The sequence below is a fragment of the Cupriavidus sp. H18C1 genome (assembly GCF_049311595.1).
Lineage (GTDB): Bacteria > Pseudomonadota > Gammaproteobacteria > Burkholderiales > Burkholderiaceae > Cupriavidus > Cupriavidus cauae.
The window spans coordinates 1,264,127-1,285,536 of sequence record NZ_CP186008.1 but is presented as its reverse complement, the minus strand read 5'-3'; the positions used below and the strand labels follow the sequence as shown (position 1 = coordinate 1,285,536).

The window sequence follows — 21,410 nt, the reverse complement described above, 5'->3', positions numbered from 1 at the left end:
CCTACAATGTCACTCCCCCACAAACCGCCGGCGCGGACCCGCTCGACAGAAGCGGGCTGGCAAGCCGGCCAGCTGTACCGACCATGCCGACGCTGATCTGCAATTGCAACGACACCATGCCGCTTGACGGGGCGGCACTGTCGGATGCCTCCACCCAGCCGGGCGCCGCCCCGCTGAAAGTCCACCGCCTGCTGTGCCGCCGCGAGGTCGGCGCCTTCACCGCCGCGCTCGACGGCGCCGAAGACGTGATCGTCGCCTGCACGCAGGAACGCCCGCTGTTTACCGAACTGGCCGCGAAGACGCAGGCCGACGGCGTCGTCACCGCGCCGGTGCGCTTCGTCAATATCCGCGAGACCGGCGGCTGGTCGCGCGGCGCGCGCAAGGACCCGCGCACGGCCAATGCCAAGATCGCCGCGCTGCTGGCCGCCGCGGCACTGCCCGACCCGGACCCGGTGCCGGTGGTCGACTACCGCTCGGCGGGCAGCGTGCTGGTGTTCGGTCCGGCCGCGCGCGCGCTGCCGTGGGCTGACCGCCTGGGCGAGGCGGGCCTGCAGGTGACGGTTCTGCTCGGCGGGTCCAATGGCACCGGCCCGGGCACCGGCGCCGTCGATGGCGCGACGCCGCCCGCGACGCGAGACTATCCGGTCCACAGCGGCCGGCTCGACAAGCTGAGCGGCTGGCTCGGCGCCTTCGAGGCCAGCTGGGAGACCGGCGCGGGCCGCGCCAATCCGATCGATCTGGACCTGTGCACCCGCTGCAATGCCTGCATCGAGGTCTGCCCGGAAGGCGCGATCGACTTCAGCTACCAGATCGACCTGAGCCGCTGCACCGCCCACCGCGATTGCGTGAAGGCCTGCGGCGCCGCCGCGGCGATCGATTTCGACCGGCCCGCCGCCACGGTCAGCGAGCGCTTCGACCTGGTCTTCGATCTGAACGACAGCCCCTTCTTCGGCCGGCACGCGCCGCCGCAGGGCTATCTGCACGCGGGCGCGGACCCGCTGCGCCAGGAACGGATGGCGCTCGCCGCGACGCAGCTGGTCGGCGAATTCGAGAAGCCGAAGTTCTTCCAGTACAAGGAATCGCTGTGCGCGCACGGCCGCAATCGGACAACCGGCTGCTCGGCGTGTATCGACGTCTGCTCGGCCGAAGCGATCGGCTCGCGCTGGCAGGACGGCAAGGGCCGCATCGAGGTCGCGCCGAACCTGTGCGTGGGCTGCGGGGCCTGCACCACGGTCTGCCCGACCGGCGCGATCAGCTATGCCTATCCGAAGCCCGATCATCAGGGCCGGCGCCTGCGCACGCTTCTGTCGACCTACCGGCAGGCCGGCGGGCGCGATGCCGTGCTGCTGCTGCACGGGCAGGAGCATGGCGACGCCCGCATCCTGACGCTGGGCCGCGAGGCTCGCGCGGGCCGGCTCGACGGCATCGCGCCGAACGTGATTCCGGTCGGCCTGTTCCATCCGGCCTCGGTCGGCCTGGAGCTGTGGCTGGCGGCGATCGCCTGGGGCGCGGACCGCGTCGCAGTGATGCTGACCGGCGACGAAGCGCCGCAATATCGCACCGCGCTGGCCGAGCAGATGGCCGTGGCGCAGGCCATCCTGGCCGGCCTGGGCTATCGCGGCGAGTTCTTTACGCTGATCGACGCCCCCCGATGCGGGCTCGCTCGATCGCGCGCTGGCGCGCCTGTCGCCCAATTTCTCTCCGAAGGGCGCCGCGCTGCCGCCGGCGGCCTTCCATGCCGCCGCGGCCAAGCGCGAAACGCTGGGCTTCGCGCTCGATCACCTGGCTACGCATGCACCGCTGCCGGCCGAGACCGTGCCGCTGCCGGCCGGCGCGCCGCTGGGCGCGGTGCAGGTCGACGCCGGCCGCTGCACGCTGTGCATGGCCTGCGTCGGCTCCTGTCCGTCGCAGGCGCTGCGCGACAACAGCGAGCGCCCGGTGCTGTCCTTCCTTGAGCGCAACTGCGTGCAGTGCGGCCTGTGCGAGCGGACCTGCCCGGAAGACGCGATCACGCTGGTGCCGCGCCTGCTGACCGGCGATGCCGTGCGCCAGCCCGTCACGCTGCACGAGACCCGGCCGTTCCACTGCATCCGCTGCGCCAAGCCCTTCGGCACCGCGCAGATGGTCGAGGCCATGCTGGGACGCCTGGCCGGCCATCCGGCCTTTGCCGGCGCCGCGGCCGATCGTCTGAAGATGTGCAGCGACTGCCGGGTCGTCGACATGATCGAGAAGGACACCGGGGCCGCGACCGGCGCGACGCTGCAATGAGCAGGGCGCCGGCGGCAGCCGGCGCCGGTTTCCGATGCCGCAGGCCGATGCCACGAGCCGCTTGCGCACGCCGATGCCACGAGCCAATGCCGCAGGCCGATGCGGCCCTTGACGTAGTACTGCCCACATCTCTCACCGCGATCCGATGACCGATTTCCAGCCTATCCAGCTGACCCAGGCCGCCCCCGCGGACCAGGCCGAAGACACCGCCCGCGCCGACCTCTACGGCCTGCTGGCCACGCTGTTCTATCGCGCCCCCGACGCGGCGCTGCTGCACCATATCGCCGCCAATCGCGCGCATGCCGACGATGCGGCCAGCCCGCTGGGCCAGGCCTGGAACGCGCTGGGCGAAGCGGCCGCGGGCACCACCGAGGCCGAGGCCGCCGACGAATACCAGCAGCTCTTCGTCGGCATCGGCAAGCCCGATGTGTTCCTGTACGGCTCGTACTACCAGACCGGCTTCCTGCACGAACGCCCGCTGGTGGCGGTGCGCGAGGATCTGGCGCGCTACGGGCTCGAGCGTCATGAAGGCGTCAGCGAACCCGAGGACCATATCGCGACGCTATGCGAGGTGATGCGCTTCCTGATTGCCGGCGACGATCTCGCGGTGTCCAACCTCGGCGAGCAGCAGCGCTTCTTCGCGCGCCATCTGCAGCCGTGGGTCGAATCGCTGTGCGATACGGTGATTGCGCATCCGGGCGCGCGCTTCTATGCGCGCGCGGCGGAATTGCTGAAGTCGTTCGCGGCCGTCGAGGCGGTCGCGATGGAGATGCATTGATTGCGTGAAGTGCGTGAGGTGCGTGGCAGCGCTAAAGCGCATGGCTCGGCGAGCCGATAAATGCGCAGTTGGCGTGCAGAACGAGATGTCGCGATGCGGGTTCGCGTGGCGTGCAAAGACATGTCTCAAGACATTTGATGCACAGCGCCATGATTACGGAAAATCAGGATAAACCCGCGGTCAGCATGGCCATTGCGTACAGATCGATCTACAATACGCAAAAAGAATGCATAACTAGATTGGTAATCGGTAAATATTACCGAGGAGCCCCCCCATGAAAGAGAAGGAAACCCGGGTCGCACGTCGCCATTTCCTCGCCGGTGCTGGCATCGTGACTGCCGCCGCGGGTGCCGCGGCCCTGACCGCGCGCACGCCTGCCGCCCCCCGCCGGTGCGATCCCCGCGCCGGAACCCACTCCCGCCGACAGCAACGGTTACCGTGTCTCTGAACACGTACGGAAGTATTACCGGACGACGCTGGTTTAAGCCGCGCGATTGCCGGTGCGCCGCGATGCCTGTCATCCCGGCGCGGCCGTCTCTCGCGATATCGCCTTTGCCTGCTTCGTACCTTTCCCGAGGTGACACATGATTCTGACCCGCAAGCACGCGGCCCAGGGCGGCGCCCCTGCGCAGCGCGTTGATCGACTCGCGTCCGCCCAGCCGGCCGCCGCTTCGTCCGCACGCCTGTCGGCGCGGCTGGCCACGAGCCTCGCCGGCGCGATGCCCACCATGGACCGCCGCAGCTTCCTGAAGCGCTCCGGCATCGGCGTGGGCGCGGGCCTGGCTGCATCGCAACTGACGCTGATCCGCAAGGCGGATGCCGCCGACGGCAAGGCCGCCGGCAACGGCAAGGGCGATATCGTCGTGCGCCGCACGGTTTGCGGCCACTGCTCGGTCGGCTGCGCGGTCGACGCGGTGGTGCAGAACGGCGTCTGGGTCCGCCAGGAGCCGGTGTTCGATTCGCCGATCAACATGGGCGCGCACTGCGCCAAGGGTGCGGCGCTGCGCGAGCACGGCCACGGCGAGTACCGGCTGAAATATCCGATGAAGCTCGTCAACGGCAAGTACCAGCGCATCAGCTGGGACCAGGCCCTGGACGAGATCACCGCGAAGATGAAGCAGATCCGCCAGGAGACCGGCCCGGATTCGATGTTCTTCATCGGCTCGTCCAAGCACAGCAACGAGCAGTCCTATCTGCTGCGCAAGTGGGTGTCGTTCTTCGGCACCAACAACACCGACCACCAGGCGCGCATCTGCCACTCGACGACCGTCGCGGGCGTGGCCAATACCTGGGGCTACGGTGCGATGACGAACTCGTACAACGATATGCAGAACAGCAAGGCTGCGCTGTATATCGGCTCGAACGCGGCCGAGGCGCATCCGGTGTCGATGCTGCATCTGCTGCATGCGAAGGAAAACGGCTGCAAGGTGATCGTGGTCGATCCGCGCTACACCCGCACCGCCGCCAAGGCCGAGCAGTATGTCCGCATCCGTTCGGGCACCGACATCCCGTTCCTGTTCGGCGTGCTGTACCACATCTTCAACAACGGCTGGGAAGACAAGGAATACATCCGCACCCGCGTCTACGGCATGGACAAGGTGCGCGAGGAAGTCCTCGCCAAGTGGACGCCGGACAAGGTGGAAGAGGCCTGCGGCGTGCCCGAGGCCGAGGTCTACAAGGTCGCCGAGACCATGGCCAAGAACCGGCCGAGCACGCTGGTCTGGTGCATGGGCCAGACCCAGCACACGATCGGCAACGCGATGGTGCGCGCCTCCTGCATCGTGCAGCTGGCGCTGGGCAACATCGGCGTGTCGGGCGGCGGCGCCAACATCTTCCGCGGCCACGACAACGTGCAGGGCGCGACCGACGTCGGCCCGAACCCGGACTCGCTGCCGGGCTACTACGGCCTGGCCACCGGCGCGTGGAAGCACTACGCCGCGGTGTGGAACGTCGATTACGAGTGGATCAAGTCGCGGTTCCCCTCGCAGGCGATGATGGAGAAGTCCGGCACCACGGTGTCGCGCTGGATCGATATCGTCACCGAGAAGAGCGACCTGATCGACCAGGACAACAACGTCCGCGGCGTGTTCTTCTGGGGCCATGCGCCGAACTCGCAGACGCGCGGCCTGGAAATGAAGAAGGCGCTCGACAAGCTGGACCTGCTGGTGGTGATCGACCCGTATCCGTCGGCCACCGCGGCGATGGCCAACATGCCGCCCGCCGAGGGCGACAAGGTCAATCCGAACCGCGCCGTCTATCTGCTGCCGGCCGCCACGCAGTTCGAGACCTCGGGCTCGTGCACGGCGTCGAACCGCTCGCTGCAATGGCGCGAGAAGGTCATCGAGCCGCTGTTCGAATCGATGCCCGACCACACGATCATGCAGGCCTTCGCCGACAAGCTCGGCTTCGGCAAGGAGCTGTCGCGCAACTACAAGCTGATCGAGGTCAAGCGCGCCGGCCGTACCTGGATGGAGCCGGAGCCCGAGTCGATCCTGCGCGAGATCAACAGGTCGAACTGGACCATCGGCTACACCGGCCAGTCGCCGGAACGGCTGAAGGCGCATATGAAGAATATGCAGATGTTCGACGTCAAGACGCTGCGCTGCAAGGGCGGCAAGGACGCGGCCACCGGCTATGACCTGACCGGCGACTACTTCGGTCTGCCGTGGCCGTGCTACGGCACGCCGGAGCTCAAGCACCCGGGCTCGCCGAACCTGTACGACACCACGCGCCACGTGATGGACGGCGGCGGCAACTTCCGCGCGAACTTCGGCGTGGAGCGCGAGGGCGTCAGCCTGCTGGCCGAGGACGGTTCGCACTCGGTGGGCGCGGAGATCACCACCGGCTATCCCGAGTTCGACCACGTGCTGCTCAAGAAGCTGGGCTGGTGGGACGACCTGACCGACGCCGAGAAGCAGGCGGCCGAGGGCAAGAACTGGAAGACCGACCTGTCGGGCGGCATCCAGCGCGTCGTGCTGAAGGTTCACGGCTGCCACCCGTTCGGCAACGCCAAGGCGCGCGCCGTGGTGTGGAACTTCCCGGACCCGATTCCGCAGCACCGCGAGCCGCTGTACTCGACGCGTCCGGACATGGTCGCCAAGTATCCGACCCACGACGACAAGATGGCGTTCTGGCGCCTGCCGACGCTGTACAAGACCGTGCAGCAGCGCAACGTCGAGAACAAGATCCACGAGAAGTTCCCGATCATCCTGACCTCCGGCCGCCTGGTCGAATACGAGGGCGGGGGCGAGGAAACGCGTTCGAACCCGTGGCTGGCGGAGCTGCAGCAGGAGAACTTCGTCGAGATCAATCCGCGCGCGGCCTCCGCACGCGGGATCCGCAACGGCGACTACTGCTGGGTCAAGACGCCGACCGGCGCCACGCTGAAGGTGCGCGCGCTGGTCACCGAGCGGGTCGGCCCGGATACCGCGTTCATCCCGTTCCACTTCTCGGGCTGGTGGCAGGGCAAGGACATGCTGGACTACTACCCGGACGGCGCTCACCCGATCGTGCGGGGCGAGGCGGTCAACACGGCGACAACCTACGGTTACGACGCGGTGACGATGATGCAGGAAACCAAGACGACGGTCTGCCAGATCGAGCGCTTCGCGTAAGGGGAACACAATGGCACGCATGAAATTCATCTGTGACGCCGAGCGCTGCATCGAGTGCAACAGCTGCGTCACCGCTTGCAAGAACGAGCACGAGGTACCGTGGGGCGTCAACCGGCGCCGCGTGGTGACGGTCAACGACGGCGTGCAGGGCGCGGAGAAATCGATCTCGGTGGCCTGCATGCACTGCTCGGACGCGCCCTGCATGGCGGTCTGTCCGGTCGACTGCTTCTATCGCACCGACGACGGCGTGGTGCTGCACGACAAGGACGTCTGCATCGGCTGCGGCTACTGCTCGTACGCCTGCCCGTTCGGCGCGCCGCAGTTCCCGTCGACCGGTACCTTCGGCGTGCGCGGCAAGATGGACAAGTGCACGTTCTGCGCGGGCGGTCCGGAAGCCAACGGCAGCGAGGCCGAGTTCGAGAAGTACGGCCGCAACCGCCTGTCCGAAGGCAAGCTGCCGCTGTGCGCGGAGATGTGCTCGACCAAGGCGCTGCTTGGCGGCGATGGCGACGTGATCGCCGACATCCTGCGCAACCGCGTGATCAAGCGCGGCACCGGCGGCGATGTGTTCGGCTGGGGCACGGCCTACGGCACCAACGGCCAGGCCGCCCAGCGCGCCCCGGCCGCGCCGGCCGGCACCCCGGCTCCGGCCCAGCAAACGCCGGCCGGTCCGTCGACTCCCGCGGGGCAGGCATCATGAAGATGAACAAGCTGATGTGGATGGCGGCGGGCGCCGCCGCGCTGATCGGGCTGGCCGGCTGCGGCGAGGAGCCGCAAACTGCCAAGCCGAGCCCGAAGAAGACCGACACCGCGGCCTGGAAGGGCGCGCCCGGCGATCCCTTCGTCGCCACCGGCTGGACGCAGGGCGACCAGACCAGCTGGCAGAAGCAGATCCGCCAGCGCAATCAGCTGCAGAACGAGTACACGCGCGTCCAATGAGCGGGGCGTGCATGGGCGGCCGCCGTTGCCGCCGACTTCAAGCCGATCCGAAGGAGGCCCTATGAGCGCCAAGCTGATTTCCGCGCTGGCCGGCAAGGCCCGTGCCGCCGCGGCAACGGCCGCATGCGCGCTGGCCCTGGCCGTGCCGCTGCTGCACGCCGGCGCGGCGCAGGCGCAGACAACGCCCGCGCAAGCGCCCGCACAGGCCGCCGCGCAGGGCCAGAGCCCGGCCGCTACGCCGACGCCGGGCGATGCCGACACGAACAACCCCGCGCTGCATCCGCAGCAGCCGTTCTCGGGCATCGCCTCGCAGAACATCTTCGACGTGCCCGAGCGCGACATCGCCGCCGAGGCGCGCGAGCAGCAGAGCCGCACGCGGACGCAGCCGGGCAACAACGCGCCGGTCTGGCGCGAGATCAACTCTGACCAGCGCCACTACAGCAGCCTGCCCGACAAGGAAGCCGGCGTGCTGATCCTGCGTACCGGCCAGGAATGGCGGCTGTTGCGCAATGGCGTGATCACGGTCTGGGGCGGCTGGCTGCTGGTGCTGGTGCCGGCGGTGATCCTGGCGTTCTTCGTCTGGCGCGGCACCATTCCGCTGAAGTCAGCGCCGACCGGCCGCATGATCGAGCGCTTCACGCCGCTGGAGCGCATCGTCCACTGGACCATGGCGATCGCCTTCGTGGTGCTGGCGGTGTCGGGCATCGTGATGCTGTTCGGCAAGCATTTCCTGCTGCCGATCATGGGCCATACGCTGTTCGGCTGGCTGACCTATCTGCTGAAGAACGTCCACAACATCGTCGGACCGGTCTTCACGCTGTCGCTGATCGTCGGCTTCGTGATCTTCGTGCGCGACAACCTGCCGTCGCGCGACGACATCCGCTGGCTGACCAGCCTGGGCGGCATTGCGAGCGGCAAGCATGTGCCGAGCGGCCGCTTCAACGCCGGCGAGAAGGGCTGGTTCTGGGTCGGCGTGTTCTTCCTCGGCATGCTGATCTCGGCCTCGGGCTTCGTGCTCGACAAGATCGTGCCGGGCCTGGACTACTACCGCACCACGATGCAGTTGGCCCATATCGTCCACTCGATCGCCGCGATCGTGATGATGGCGATGGCGTTCGGGCATATCTACATGGGCACGATCGGCATGGAAGGCGCCTACCGCGCGATGCGCGACGGCTATGTCGACGAGGCCTGGGCGAAGGAGCACCACGAGCACTGGTACGACGACGTCCGCTCGGGCAAGATCCCGGCCCAGCGTTCCACGCCTTCGCGCCGCCAGCCGGAACGGCGGCCCGCGCCGGGCGAGGCGTAGGCGCTGCCGTACCGTCGTTGTGCGCGCCGTTGTACGCGCCGGTGTGCCAGAAGGGGCCGGGATGAGCGCTACAATGCATGCTCGACATCACCGTGACAGGAGGTTCGGCATGAAGCGTATTCTTTTCGGTCTGGTGGCAAGCGCTGCGTTGGCAGCGTGTTCGCAGATGGAGCATCTGGGACCCAAGATGGGCGGCGGTGCCACGGCGGAACGCGCGGTGGCCCCGCTGACCGCCAAGAGCGGCACCAATACCCAGGGCACCGTGACCTTCACCCAGCATGGCGATCATGTGATGGTGCTCGCCGACGTGACCGGCCTGCCGCCGAATTCGGTGCACGGCTTCCACGTCCACGAGAAGGGCGACTGCTCGGCCCCCCGATGCGATGAGCGCCGGCGGCCATTTCAACCCGACCGGGAAGCCGCACGGTTCCGTCGATACGCCGGACCACCATGTCGGCGACATGCCCAACCTGACCGCCGACGCCAATGGCCGCGCGCGGGCGAGCTTCCAGCTGACCAGCATGACCGTCGCGCCCGGCGCCAACAGCGTGGTCGGCCGCGCGGTGGTCGTGCACAAGGACCCCGACGACTACAAGACCCAGCCCACCGGCAATTCGGGCGGCCGCATCGCCTGCGGCGTGGTGGTCAAGTCCTGACCTGACCAGACCGGCGCGGCCGGCGCCGCGGCCCGCCTTGGTTGACCGGGCGGGCCCGCCAAGGCGCCGGTCCCGCCTCGATGCTTTCGATTTCCCCCGTACCCATGTCCCTGCGTCCCGAACTGAGCCAAGCCGCCGTCCCGCTGATCGAGGAGGTCGAGGTGGTCGACGAGCAGGGCCGCGTGCGCTCCGCCTTCCTGCCGGGCGAGCGGCCGCTGACGGTCTATCTGGACAAGCGCGAGCTGGTCACGCTGATGACGCTGGGCGGCGCCCCGGAGGCGCTGGTGCTGGGCTATCTCCGCAACCAGCGGCTGGTCGAATCGATCGAGGACATCGCCGCGATCCAGGTCGACTGGGAGACCGAGTCGGCCGCGGTGACCACGCGCGGTGGCGTCGACCGCATCGAGGAGCGCACCGCGCGCAAGATCGTCACCACCGGCTGCGGCCAGGGCACGGTGTTCGGCTCGCTGCTCGACGAGGTCGACCAGATCCGGCTGCCCGACGACGCGGTGCTGGACCAGCAGACCCTGTACAGCATCATCGACACCATCCGGCTGCAGCAGTCCGTCTACAAGCAGGCCGGCTCGGTGCACGGCTGCGCGCTGTTCCAGGGCCGCGAGCTGCTGATGTTCATCGAGGACGTGGGCCGCCACAACGCGGTCGATGCGATCGCCGGACGGATGTGGCTGGAGGGGAATGGACGGCGCCGACAAGGTGTTCTACACCACCGGCCGCCTGACCTCGGAGATGGTCATCAAGGGCGCGCAGATGGGCATTCCCTTCCTGCTGTCGCGCTCGGGCGTCACGCAGATGGGCTACCAGATGGCCAGGCGCGTCAACATGACGCTGTTCGCGCGCTGCACCGGCAAGCATTTCCTGCTCTATACGGGCCGCCAGCGCTTCCGCCACAGCGAGCCGCAGGCCGCGGTGGCATAAGGCCGATCTCTTCGCGGTCAACCTCTCGCTCTCCGACCGGCTCACCCTTCCGCCGTCCTTCCGGCTTGCCCCCCGATACCCCCGGCCTGCCTTGCCGGGCCGGCCGCGCTTTGGTTGTACAATGCGGCCCATTGCGCGCCATGCCGTCCGTTGCGGCGTTCCACTTCGCGGCGCTTTCCCCCGTTTTACCGCTACCTTATGAGCATCAAATCCGACAAGTGGATCCGCCGCATGGCGGAGCAGCATGGCATGATCGAGCCGTTCGAGCCGGGCCAGGTCAGGGAAATGGATGGCCGCAAGATCGTCTCCTATGGCACCTCCAGCTACGGCTACGACATCCGCTGCGCCGACGAATTCAAGATCTTCACCAACATCAACAGCACCATCGTCGACCCGAAGAACTTCGACGAGAAGTCGTTCGTCGACTTCAAGGGCGATGTCTGCATCATCCCGCCGAACTCGTTCGCGCTGGCCCGCACCGTCGAGTATTTCCGCATCCCGCGCAGCGTGCTGACGATCTGCCTGGGCAAGAGCACCTACGCGCGCTGCGGCATCATCGTCAACGTGACGCCGTTCGAGCCCGAGTGGGAAGGCTACGTGACGCTGGAATTCTCGAACACCACGCCGCTGCCCGCGAAGATCTATGCCGGCGAGGGCTGCGCCCAGGTGCTGTTCTTCGAGAGCGACGAGGTCTGCGAGACCTCGTACCGCGACCGTGGCGGCAAATACCAGGGCCAGCACGGTGTCACGCTGCCGAAAACCTGATTGCCCTACAATGCGGGCCAATGGCCCCGGGAACGCACCACGCCCCGATTGCCGACGACCGACGGAGCGGCCCGACCGCTCCGCATGAATCTCCGAGCCACATGCCGCCGCGCGCCTGAACGCGGCCATGTGGCTCAAGTCCTTTTGCCTCTCTCTCCTTTCCGCGAGGACGCCCGATGAAATTCCGCTTCCCCCGTCATCATCATCGATGAAGACTTCCGCTCCGAGAACATCTCCGGCTCGGGCATCCGTGCGCTGGCTCAGGCCATCGAGGCCGAGGGCATGGAGGTGATGGGCCTGACCAGCTATGGCGACCTGACCTCGTTTGCGCAGCAGTCCAGCCGCGCCTCGACCTTCATCGTGTCGATCGACGACGACGAGTTCGCCAGCGGCACCGACGAGCCGGAAGCGGCGGCGATCGAGAAGCTGCGCGCCTTCGTCACCGAGGTGCGCCGGCGCAACGCCAACCTGCCGATCTTCCTGTACGGCGAGACCCGTACCTCGCGCCATATCCCGAACGACATCCTGCGGGAGCTGCACGGCTTCATCCACATGTTCGAGGACACCCCCCGAGTTCGTGGCCCGGCATATCATCCGCGAAGCCAAGGTCTACCTCGAATCGCTGGCGCCGCCGTTCTTCAAGGCGCTGATCGACTACGCGCAGGACAGTTCGTACTCGTGGCACTGCCCGGGCCACTCGGGCGGCGTGGCCTTCCTGAAGAGCCCGGTCGGCCAGGTGTTCCACCAGTTCTTCGGCGAGAACATGCTGCGCGCCGACGTCTGCAATGCGGTCGACGAGCTGGGCCAGCTGCTGGACCACACCGGCCCGGTGGCGGCTTCCGAGCGCAATGCCGCGCGGATCTTCAATTCCGACCACATGTTCTTCGTCACCAACGGCACGTCGACGTCGAACAAGATGGTGTGGCACGCCAACGTGGCGCCCGGCGACATCGTGGTGGTCGACCGCAACTGCCACAAGTCGATCCTGCACGCGATCATGATGACCGGCGCGATCCCGGTGTTCCTGATGCCGACGCGCAACCACTACGGCATCATCGGTCCGATTCCGAAGAGCGAGTTCGACCCGGAAACCATCCGCAAGAAGATCGCCGCGCACCCGTTCGCCAGCCAGGCAAAGAACCAGAAGCCGCGCATCCTGACGATCACGCAGGGCACCTACGACGGCGTGCTGTACAACGCCGAGCAGATCAAGGAGATGCTGGCGGCCGAGATCGACACGCTGCATTTCGACGAGGCCTGGCTGCCGCACGCGGCGTTCCACGATTTCTATCGCAACATGCACGCGATCGGGCGCGATCGTCCGCGCAGCAAGGACGCGCTGGTGTTCGCCACGCAGTCGACCCACAAGCTGCTGGCGGGCCTGTCGCAGGCCTCGCAGATCCTCGTGCAGGACTCGGAGACGCGCAAGCTGGACCGCTACCGCTTCAACGAGGCGTACCTGATGCATACGTCGACCAGCCCGCAGTATTCGATCATCGCCTCGTGCGATGTGGCCGCGGCGATGATGGAAGCGCCGGGGGGTACCGCGCTGGTCGAGGAGAGCATCCAGGAGGCGCTGGACTTCCGCCGCGCGATGCGCAAGGTCGAGGGCGACTACGACGCCGGCAACAACGGCGACTGGTGGTTCAAGGTATGGGGTCCGGAAGACCTGAACGAGGACGGCATCGGCGACCGCGAGGACTGGATGCTGAAGGCCAACGACCGCTGGCACGGCTTCGGCGACCTGGCCGACGGCTTCAACCTGCTGGACCCGATCAAGGCCACCATCATCACGCCGGGGCTGGACGTCGACGGCGAGTTCAGCGAGCGCGGCATCCCGGCCGCGATCGTCACCAAGTACCTGGCCGAGCACGGCATCATCATCGAGAAGACCGGGCTGTACTCGTTCTTCATCATGTTCACCATCGGCATCACCAAGGGCCGCTGGAACTCGCTGGTGACCGAGCTGCAGCAGTTCAAGGACGACTACGACCAGAACCAGCCGCTGTGGCGCGTGCTGCCGGAGTTCGTCGCGCGCTTCCCGCAGTACGAGCGGATGGGCCTGCGCGACCTGTGCGACGCGATCCACAGCGTCTACAAGGCCAACGACGTCGCGCGCGTGACCACCGAGATGTACCTGTCGGACATGGAGCCGGCGATGAAGCCGTCGGACGCCTGGGCGATGATGGCGCACCGCGAGATCGAGCGGGTGCCGGTCGACGATCTGGAGGGCCGCGTCACCGCGATCCTGCTGACACCGTACCCGCCGGGCATTCCGCTGCTGATCCCGGGCGAGCGCTTCAACCGGACCATCGTCCAGTACCTGAAGTTCGCCCGCGAGTTCAACCAGCTGTTCCCGGGCTTCGAGACCGATATCCACGGTCTGGTGGCCGAGGAGATCGACGGCAAGCGCGTGTATTTCGTCGATTGCGTGAAGCAGACGAATTGACGGCTTGACGGCGGCGAGGCGGTAAAGCAAAACGGCCGGCATGTAGATGCCGGCCGTTTTGCTTGGTGCCGTCGTTCGAGCCACGTCGACTCGATCGATCGCCGCTGGAACTACATCTTCTCGAACTACTTCTTCTCGAACTCGAACACCGGTGCCGCCGGCCCGCTGTCGTTCGATTGGGCCGGCGCGCCCGGCGTCTCGAGCTGCGCGCCGCCCGGCAGCGTCGGCGCTTCCGGCGCCTCCGACGGGCCCGAAGGAGCGGGGCCGCCCGGTGCCGGCTGCGAGGGCTTGCCCAGGTCGATGTCCAGGCTGCGCGTGATGCTGCGGTCCTGCGCCTTCGCCTTGTCGGTGCTGACCAGGCCCGGGAAGATGATGATCAGCGCCACCATGATCAGCTGGATCACCACGAAGGGCACCGAGCCCCAGTAGATGTCCGAGGTCTTGACCGAGCGCGGCGCGACCGAGCGCAGGTAGAACAGCGAGAAGCCGAACGGCGGGTGCATGAACGAGGTCTGCATGTTGACCGCCAGCAGCACGCCGAACCAGATCAGGTCGATGCCCAGCTTGTCCGCCACCGGACCGACCAGCGGCACCAGGATGAAGGCCAGCTCGAAGAAGTCGAGGAAGAAGGCCAGCAGGAAGAACAGGATGTTGACCGCGATCAGGAAGCCGGTCTGGCCGCCGGGCAGCGCCGTCAGCAGATGCTCGACCCACAGGTGGCCGTCGACGCCGTAGAACGTCAGCGAGAACACCCGCGCGCCGATCAGGATGAAGATCACGAACGCCGACAGCTTCAGCGTCGAATCCATCGCCTGCCGGGTCAGGCCCAGGGTCAGGCGTCCTTTCATCATCGCCAGGATCACGGCGCCCAGCGCGCCCATGCCGCCGCCTTCGGTCGGCGTGGCCACGCCGATGAAGATCGTGCCCAGCACCAGGAAGATCAGCGCCAGCGGCGGGATCAGCACGAAGGTCACCTTCTCGGCCATCTGCGACAGCAGATTGAGCTTGAGCACGCGGTTGATCACCGCCAGCACGAAGGCGAACGAGATCGCGGCGCCGATCGACACCACCAGCCGCTCGTCCAGCGGACCGCCCGGGTTGTAGTTCAGGTCGACCACCACGCCGACCGCCACGGCCAGCGCGGTCAGCACCAGCACCGAGGTCGAGCCGCTCTTGCCGCTGGCTTCGCGGAACACGCGCGCTTCGGGCGGCAGGGCCGGTGCCGAGGCCGGCTTGATCAGCGTCATCAGCAGCACGTACAGCATGTACAGGCCGGTCAGCACCAGGCCGGGCACGAAGGCGCCCTTGTACATGTCGCCGACCGAACGGCCCAGCTGGTCGGCCAGCACGATCAGCACCAGCGACGGCGGGATGATCTGCGCCAGCGTGCCCGAGGCGGCGATCACGCCGGTGGCCAGCCGCTTGTCGTAGTTGTACTTGAGCATCAGGGGCAGCGAGATCAGCCCCATCGAGATCACCGAGGCCGCCACCACGCCGGTGGTCGCCGCCAGCAGCGCGCCGACGAAGATCACCGCGTAGGCCAGGCCACCGCGAATCGGGCCGAACAGCTGGCCGATGGTATCGAGCAGATCCTCGGCCATGCCGGACCGCTCCAGTATCAGCCCCATGAAGGTGAAGAACGGAATCGCCAGCAGCGTGTCGTTCTCGATGATGCCGAACAGCCGGCTCGGCAGCGCCTGCAGCAGCTCGGGCGCCAGCAGGCCCAGTTCGATGCCAATGAAGGCGAACAGCAGGCCGTTGGCGGCCAGGGCGAAGGCGATCGGAAAGCCCGACAGCAGGAAGACCACCAGGGAGCCGAACATGATCGGCGCCATGTTGTCGATCAGGAATTGCGTCATCGCGCGCCTCGCTTACGGGTTTGCCGGCGGACCGGACCGGTTTGCCTGCGCGATCGCCGCCACCTCTTCGGCCGGGTCGGTCGCATGCTTGCGGAAGGCGTGGAACGGCAGCTCCCCCCTCAGGTAGGCAAAGCGCTTGATCAGCTCGGACAGGCCCTGCAGGATCAGCAGGAAGAAGCCCGCGACGATCAGGAACTTGGCCGGCCAGCGGATCAGGCCGCCGGCATTGCCGGACATTTCATGGCCGACGAAGGACAGCCAGAAGTAGGGGATGGACAGCCACAGGATGATCAGCGAGATCGGCAGCAGGAACAGCAGGATGCCGAAGATGTCGATCCAGACCTGGGTCCGTTCGGAAAAGCGTCCGGCGATCACGTCGATGCGGACATGCTCGTCCTTGCGTAGGGCGTACGGCGCGCCGAGCAGGAACACGGCGGCGAACATGTACCACTGCATTTCGAGCCAGGCGTTGGAGCTGATGCTGAAGGTGTAGCGAATGATGGCGTTGCCCGCGCAGACCAGTACGGCAAGCAGGATCAGCCATTTCGCCCACCTCCCGATGACATCGTTCACGGCGTCGATAAGCCGTGAGATCCTCATGAGGAGAGACATGTGAACGTCCTAGGGATGGGGAAAAACCGGGGTGGCGCGTCAGTTTACGGTTTAACCCCACGGCAAATCGCTAGGGTTAATCCCCAATTCGTCACTTTGTCTGCGTGGTTGTCTGCGTAGTCCGCACCGGAAGGGGGCGGGTGGAGGGAGAGGCGGGAGAGGCGGGAGAGGCGGGAGAGGGGAGATTCCCCCACCAAGGTGGGGAGCGTCCCCCGCGGGAAACGGGGACGCCGTGGTGCGCGGCGGACCGGCAGCCGATCCGCGGATCAGCAAATCAGCAAATCATCAGCTCGGCGGATCAACAGGTCTGCGAATCGGCAGATCCGCCGATCAGCCAAGTCATCGATCAGCCGGCCTTGCGCGCGGCCGCGATCGCGGCGCGGACCTGGTCCGGCGCGGTGCCGCCGATGTGGTTGCGGGCAGCGACCGAGCCTTCCAGGGTCAGCACGCCGTGGACATCGTCGCCGATCAGGGCGGCCTTGTCGGCGAGGCCAGTGGCCTCGCGCAGCTCCGCCACGGTCAGGTCGGCCAGATCGCACTGGCGCGCATCGCAGGCGCGCACGGCGTGGGCGACCGCCTCGTGGGCGTCACGGAAGGGCAGGCCCTTCTTGACCAGGTAGTCGGCCAGGTCGGTGGCGGTCGCATAGCCCTGCAGTGCGGCGGCGCGCATCGCCTCCGGCTTGACCGTGATGCCCGGCACCATGTCCGCGAAGATGCGCAGCGTGTCGACCACGGTATCGACCGTGTCGAACAGCGGCTCCTTGTCTTCCTGGTTGTCCTTGTTGTACGCCAGCGGCTGGCCCTTCATCAGCGTCAGCAGGCCGATCAGGTGGCCGTTGACGCGGCCGGTCTTGCCGCGCGCCAGCTCGGGCACGTCCGGGTTCTTCTTCTGCGGCATGATCGAGCTGCCGGTGCAGAAGCGGTCGGCGATATCGATGAAGCCGACGCGCGGGCTCATCCACAGCACCAGCTCTTCCGAGAAGCGCGACACGTGGGTCATCACCAGCGCCGAGGCCGCGCAGAATTCGATGGCGAAGTCCCGGTCCGACACCGCGTCCAGCGAATTGCGGCAGACGCCGTCGAAGCCCAGCTGCTGGGCGACGAATTCACGGTCGATCGGGTAGCTGGTGCCGGCCAGCGCGGCCGCGCCCAGCGGCAGGCGGTTGACGCGCTTGCGGGCGTCCTGCATGCGCTCGGCATCGCGGGTGAACATCTCGACGTAGGCCAGCAGATGGTGGCCGAAGGTCACCGGCTGCGCGACCTGCAGGTGCGTGAAGCCCGGCAGGATCGTGTCGGCGTGCTGCTCGGCCAGATCGAGCAGCGCGTGGCGCAGGTCGCCCAGCAGGCCGACGATGTTGTCGATCTCGCTGCGCAGCCACAGGCGGATATCGGTGGCCACCTGGTCGTTGCGCGAGCGGCCGGTGTGCAGCCGCTTGCCGGCATCGCCGACCAGCGCGGTCAGGCGCGCCTCGATATTCAGGTGAACGTCTTCCAGATCCAGCTTCCACTCGAAGCCGCCGGCCTCGATCTCGCCGCGGATCTGCGCCATGCCGCGCTCGATCTCGGCGCGGTCGGCGTCGCTGATGATGCCCTGCCGGGCCAGCATCGCCGCATGCGCCAGCGAGCCCTGGATATCGAACAGCGCGAGGCGCTTGTCGAAGAACACCGAAGCGGTGTAGCGCTTCACCAGGTCGGACATCGGTTCGGAGAAGCGGGCGGACCAGGCTTCGCCTTTCTTGGCAAGTTGGGAGGTCATGGCGGTAGGGAACTGGACAGTGCCCACGCACCGAGGCGTGCCGGGCAACGGAAAGGAGGATAGGAAAAGCGGCAATTATATCGTTGCCGGGCGGCCGGGACGGGCGAAGCCGTGTTGCCTTGCCGTCGGCACGATGCGCAGGGCCGATTCGCGTGGATTTTCGCTTATCGACGAAGTCAGCGTCTGGGCAAGGTGACGACGCGGCGACAGAGATGACGATGCGAAGCAGACCGCACAGCGAGGCGATGGGATTGTGCCTGGCGGTGCGGCCGCTGAATTCATCCGCGCTGCGTCACGTGGCTTGACGGCAGCGCTGGAGGGCAGCGGGCTACCCTCCAGCCCCCGCACCTCAACCCGTATTGCGCAGCCCCGCCGCAATCCCGTTGATGGTCAGATGGATGCCGCGCCGGACGCGCACGTCGTCGCCGTCCTTGCCGGCCCGGTAGCGCTTGAGCAGTTCCACCTGCAGGTGGTTCAGCGGATCCAGGTAGGCGAAGCGGTTCTTGATCGAGCGGGCCAGCAGCGGGTTGTCCGCCAGCCGGTCGTGCTTGCCGGTGACCAGGCCCAACATCTCGCCCGTCAGGTGCCACTCGGTGCTGATGCGGTTGAACACGGCCTTGCGCAGCGCCGCGTCGTCGCACAGCTGGGCGTAGCGCGAGGCGACCGCCAGGTCGGTCTTGGCGAGCACCATGTCCATATTCGACAGCAGCGTCGAGAAGAACGGCCAGGTCTTGACCATGCGGCGCAGCGTCGCCACCAGCGCCTTGCGGGCCTTGTCGTCGCCGGCCTCGTCGAGCAGCGCGCGCACGGCGCTGCCGAAGCCGAACCAGCCCGGAAGCAGCAGGCGGCACTGGCCCCACGAGAAGCCCCAGGGAATCGCCCGCAGATCCTCGATGCGGCGGTTCTTCTTGTCCATCAGCTTGCGGGAGGCCGGACGCGAACCGAGATTCAGATCGGCGATCTCGGTGATCGGCGTGGTCGCGAAGAAATAGTCCTTGAAGCCCGGCGTCTCGTAGACCAGGTCGCGGTAGGCGACGAAGGCGCGGTCCGACAGCCTCTGCATGATGCTCTCGAACGTGGCCAGGTCCTTCGGCGCGTTCTGCGTCGGCAGCAGCGACGCCTCCAGCGTGGCGGCGATCACGGTCTCCAGGTTGCGGCGGCCGATCTCGGCGTTGGCGAACTTGCTGTTGATGATCTCGCCCTGCTCGGTCAGCCGGATCTGGCCGTTCACCGTGCCCGGCGGTTGCGACAGGATGGCCTGGTAGGTCGGGCCGCCGCCGCGTCCGACCGTGCCGCCGCGGCCGTGGAACAGCCGCAGCTTGATCTTGCGCTGCGCGAACAGCTGCACCAGCGCCAGTTCGGCCTTGTACAGCTCCCAGTTCGAAGTCAGGAAGCCGCCGTCCTTGTTCGAATCCGAATAGCCGAGCATCACCTCCTGCTCGCCGCCCTGGTTCGCCAGCACGGCGGCGAAGCCGGGCAGGTCGAGCAGCGCCTGCATGATGCCGCTGGCGTTGCGCAAGTCCTCGATGGTCTCGAACAGCGGAATCACCATCAACTCCATGCGCGCCGGATCGCTGCGGCTGCCCAGCGTGCCGCGCAGCATGCCGGTCTCCTTCTGCAGCAGCATGACCTCGACCAGGTCCGACAGCGTCTCGGTGTGCGAGATGATGTAGTTGCGCGCCACGCGGGCGCCGTAGCGGGCCCGCAACTCGCGGGCGGTCGTCAGCACGCGCAGCTCGCTGCGGGTTTGCTCCGAATAGGTATGCCAGGGCAGCGTCAGCAGCCGCGGCTGGCGCAGCTCGTTCAGCAGCAGCTCGAGCTTGCGCTCCTCCGGCAGCGCGGCGTAGTCCGCCTCGACGCCCGCGGCCGCGAACAGCTCGGCGATCACGGCCTCGTGCACGTCGGACACCTGGCGCATGTCGATCGACGCCAGATGGAAGCCGAACACGCCGATCGCGCGGTGCAGCGCATCGATGCGGGCACGCGCCAGCGCCTCGCCGTGGTGCTCGCGCAGCGAGTCGATGACGACTTCGATGTCGGCGGCGAAGGCCTCCGCGTTGGCGTAGGGCTCGGCGTCGGCGACCGGATGGCGCGGCGCCGCGCGGCCGGTCAGCGCATGGCAGGTCGCGGCCAGCCGCGCATAGATGCCGATCAGCGCGCGCCGGTACGGCTCGTCGGCGCGGTGCTCGGAGCGGTCGGGCGACGCCTCGGCCAGCGCCAGCAGCGCGGGGCTGGCCTCGACCATCAGCGTCGACATCGACAGCTCGGCGCCCAGCGCGTGGACCTCGTCCAGATACCACTCGAGGATCAGCAGCGCCTGCTGGCAGGCCGCGTGCTCCAGCGTGTCGGCGGTGACGTTGGGATTGCCGTCGCGATCGCCGCCGATCCACGAACCCATCTGGAAGAAGGGCGGCAGCGGACCGGGCTCGGCCTTGGCCCGGCGCGAGGCCGGGTAGACCGCGGCGATGTCTTCCTCCAGCTCCGTCATCAGCTGCGGAATGCCGCGCAGGAAAGTGGTGCGGTAGTACGACAGCGCGTTCTCGATCTCGTCGACCACCATCAGCCGGGTATTGCGCAGCATCCGGGTCTGCCACAGCGTGGTGACCTTGGCGCGCAGCTGGGCGGTGTTGTGCGCCAGTTCGCGCGCCGTCATCGGCAGGTCGCGCTCGGCCAGCAGGCGGGCGATCTCGCGCTCGGCGTCCAGGATGCTCTTGCGCTGGACCTCGGTCGGGTGCGCGGTCAGCACCGGCACGATCAGCGCCTCGTCGAAGAACTTGCGCAGCTGCTTGCCGGTGACCCCGGCGGCGTCGATCGCCTGCAGCGCGCGGGCCATGCTGCCCGGCTGCGGCGGCGAGCCGGCCAGCGCATGGACGCGCCGGCGGCGGTTGTGGTGCTGATCCTCGGCGATATTGGCCAGATGCGAGAAGTAGCTGAAGGCGCGCACGACCTGGTTGGTCTGGTCGCGCGACAGCCGCTTGAGCAGGCGGTCGAGTTCGGCCGCGGCGGCGCGGTCGTTCTCGCGGCGAAAGCGCACCGCGGTCTGGCGGATCGTCTCGACGATCTGGAAGGCCGCCTCGCCTTCCTGCTCGCGCAGCACGTCGCCGAGCAGGCGGCCCAGGAAGCGGATGTCTTCGCGCAGCGGCAGGTCCTTGTCGCTGGCCGCCTTGCGTGCCGGTGCGGCCGGCACCACTTCGAGGTGGGAGGCCGGTTTTGCGGCGGCGCGGCGGGCGGTTCGAGCGGAAGGGGCGGAACGGGCGGTGGTGGGCGCGGTGGAGGGCACCGGTTGGGCCGATGCCTCGTGATCGGCGTTCTCGCGGGGACCGGCGTTCTCGGGCGAAACGGCGGGCGTTCCCGGCCCGGTCGGCTGGTTCGGCTCGCTCCCGGCGGTTTCCGATCGGCCTCGGACAGCGCGGATCCGGCGGCCGGCCGGGCGCGCAGCTGGCTGCGTCATGCAATCTCCTCTGCG

General features: G+C 67.6%; 10 protein-coding genes and 5 pseudogenes. 11 read left to right on the top strand and 4 right to left on the bottom strand.

From position 1 onward, the window contains the following. The first annotated feature begins 83 nt into the window (after nucleotides 1–83). From OJJOAM_RS06100 to OJJOAM_RS06050, 11 genes and pseudogenes are all read left to right on the top strand, one after another. Nucleotides 84–2,268, top strand: a pseudogene (locus OJJOAM_RS06100) (4Fe-4S binding protein). A gap of 145 nt (nucleotides 2,269–2,413) precedes the next feature. Further along, nucleotides 2,414–3,046, top strand: coding sequence for a TorD/DmsD family molecular chaperone (locus tag OJJOAM_RS06095; protein ID WP_422649215.1), 633 nt, complete (start codon nucleotides 2,414–2,416; stop codon nucleotides 3,044–3,046). A gap of 274 nt (nucleotides 3,047–3,320) precedes the next feature. Further along, nucleotides 3,321–3,531 (top strand): annotated as a pseudogene (locus OJJOAM_RS06090) (formate dehydrogenase). Nucleotides 3,532–3,630: 99 nt separating this feature from the next. Then, nucleotides 3,631–6,660 carry a molybdopterin-dependent oxidoreductase gene (locus OJJOAM_RS06085; RefSeq protein ID WP_422649214.1) on the top strand — a complete coding sequence of 1,010 codons (3,030 nt, stop codon included), beginning with the start codon at nucleotides 3,631–3,633 and terminating at the stop codon, nucleotides 6,658–6,660. 10 nt (nucleotides 6,661–6,670) lie between these two features. Beyond that, nucleotides 6,671–7,360 (top strand): formate dehydrogenase FDH3 subunit beta, encoded by a 690-nt coding sequence (fdh3B, locus tag OJJOAM_RS06080; RefSeq protein ID WP_064572710.1) that lies wholly within the window; start codon nucleotides 6,671–6,673, stop codon nucleotides 7,358–7,360. A 2-nt stretch (nucleotides 7,361–7,362) separates the two neighbouring features. After that, complete coding sequence (locus tag OJJOAM_RS06075) at nucleotides 7,363–7,599, top strand: hypothetical protein (protein WP_422649513.1); 237 nt, start codon at nucleotides 7,363–7,365, stop codon at nucleotides 7,597–7,599. A gap of 61 nt (nucleotides 7,600–7,660) precedes the next feature. Beyond that, on the top strand, nucleotides 7,661–8,911 hold the full coding sequence (locus OJJOAM_RS06070; protein ID WP_422649213.1) for a formate dehydrogenase subunit gamma: 1,251 nt from the start codon (nucleotides 7,661–7,663) through the stop codon (nucleotides 8,909–8,911). 61 nt (nucleotides 8,912–8,972) lie between these two features. After that, a pseudogene (locus OJJOAM_RS06065) lies at nucleotides 8,973–9,567 on the top strand (superoxide dismutase family protein). Between the two features lie 104 nt (nucleotides 9,568–9,671). Continuing rightward, nucleotides 9,672–10,503: pseudogene (locus OJJOAM_RS06060) on the top strand (formate dehydrogenase accessory sulfurtransferase FdhD). A gap of 198 nt (nucleotides 10,504–10,701) precedes the next feature. After that, entirely contained in the window at nucleotides 10,702–11,268 is a 567-nt protein-coding gene (gene dcd / locus OJJOAM_RS06055; RefSeq protein ID WP_053821151.1) for a dCTP deaminase, read from the top strand. A 176-nt stretch (nucleotides 11,269–11,444) separates the two neighbouring features. Further along, nucleotides 11,445–13,717 (top strand): annotated as a pseudogene (locus OJJOAM_RS06050) (Orn/Lys/Arg decarboxylase N-terminal domain-containing protein). A 125-nt stretch (nucleotides 13,718–13,842) separates the two neighbouring features. On the opposite strand, the gene OJJOAM_RS06045 reads toward OJJOAM_RS06050, so the two are convergent. The 4 genes from OJJOAM_RS06045 to ppc form a co-directional block, all read right to left on the bottom strand. Beyond that, nucleotides 13,843–15,576, bottom strand: coding sequence for a TRAP transporter large permease (locus tag OJJOAM_RS06045; protein ID WP_422649212.1), 1,734 nt, complete (start codon nucleotides 15,574–15,576; stop codon nucleotides 13,843–13,845). Nucleotides 15,577–15,588: 12 nt separating this feature from the next. Then, complete coding sequence (locus tag OJJOAM_RS06040) at nucleotides 15,589–16,188, bottom strand: TRAP transporter small permease subunit (protein ID WP_422649211.1); 600 nt, start codon at nucleotides 16,186–16,188, stop codon at nucleotides 15,589–15,591. Nucleotides 16,189–16,534: 346 nt separating this feature from the next. After that, nucleotides 16,535–17,944 (bottom strand): argininosuccinate lyase, encoded by a 1,410-nt coding sequence (argH, locus tag OJJOAM_RS06035; RefSeq protein ID WP_422649210.1) that lies wholly within the window; start codon nucleotides 17,942–17,944, stop codon nucleotides 16,535–16,537. 349 nt (nucleotides 17,945–18,293) lie between these two features. Next, nucleotides 18,294–21,395: a phosphoenolpyruvate carboxylase gene (ppc, locus tag OJJOAM_RS06030; RefSeq protein WP_422649209.1), complete on the bottom strand. Its 3,102-nt coding sequence runs from the start codon at nucleotides 21,393–21,395 to the stop codon at nucleotides 18,294–18,296. Between the last annotated feature and the right edge of the window lie 15 nt (nucleotides 21,396–21,410).

Bases quoted from the DNA above. Each gene is read 5' to 3' on its own strand.
- OJJOAM_RS06095 (WP_422649215.1), top strand. From the start codon at position 2,414: ATGACCGATTTCCAGCCTATCCAGCTGACCCAGGCCGCCCCCGCGGAC.
- OJJOAM_RS06085 (WP_422649214.1), top strand. From the start codon at position 3,631: ATGATTCTGACCCGCAAGCACGCGGCCCAGGGCGGCGCCCCTGCGCAG.
- fdh3B (WP_064572710.1), top strand. From the start codon at position 6,671: ATGGCACGCATGAAATTCATCTGTGACGCCGAGCGCTGCATCGAGTGC.
- OJJOAM_RS06075 (WP_422649513.1), top strand. From the start codon at position 7,363: ATGAACAAGCTGATGTGGATGGCGGCGGGCGCCGCCGCGCTGATCGGG.
- OJJOAM_RS06070 (WP_422649213.1), top strand. From the start codon at position 7,661: ATGAGCGCCAAGCTGATTTCCGCGCTGGCCGGCAAGGCCCGTGCCGCC.
- dcd (WP_053821151.1), top strand. From the start codon at position 10,702: ATGAGCATCAAATCCGACAAGTGGATCCGCCGCATGGCGGAGCAGCAT.
- OJJOAM_RS06045 (WP_422649212.1), bottom strand. From the start codon at position 15,576: ATGACGCAATTCCTGATCGACAACATGGCGCCGATCATGTTCGGCTCC.
- OJJOAM_RS06040 (WP_422649211.1), bottom strand. From the start codon at position 16,188: ATGTCTCTCCTCATGAGGATCTCACGGCTTATCGACGCCGTGAACGAT.
- argH (WP_422649210.1), bottom strand. From the start codon at position 17,944: ATGACCTCCCAACTTGCCAAGAAAGGCGAAGCCTGGTCCGCCCGCTTC.
- ppc (WP_422649209.1), bottom strand. From the start codon at position 21,395: ATGACGCAGCCAGCTGCGCGCCCGGCCGGCCGCCGGATCCGCGCTGTC.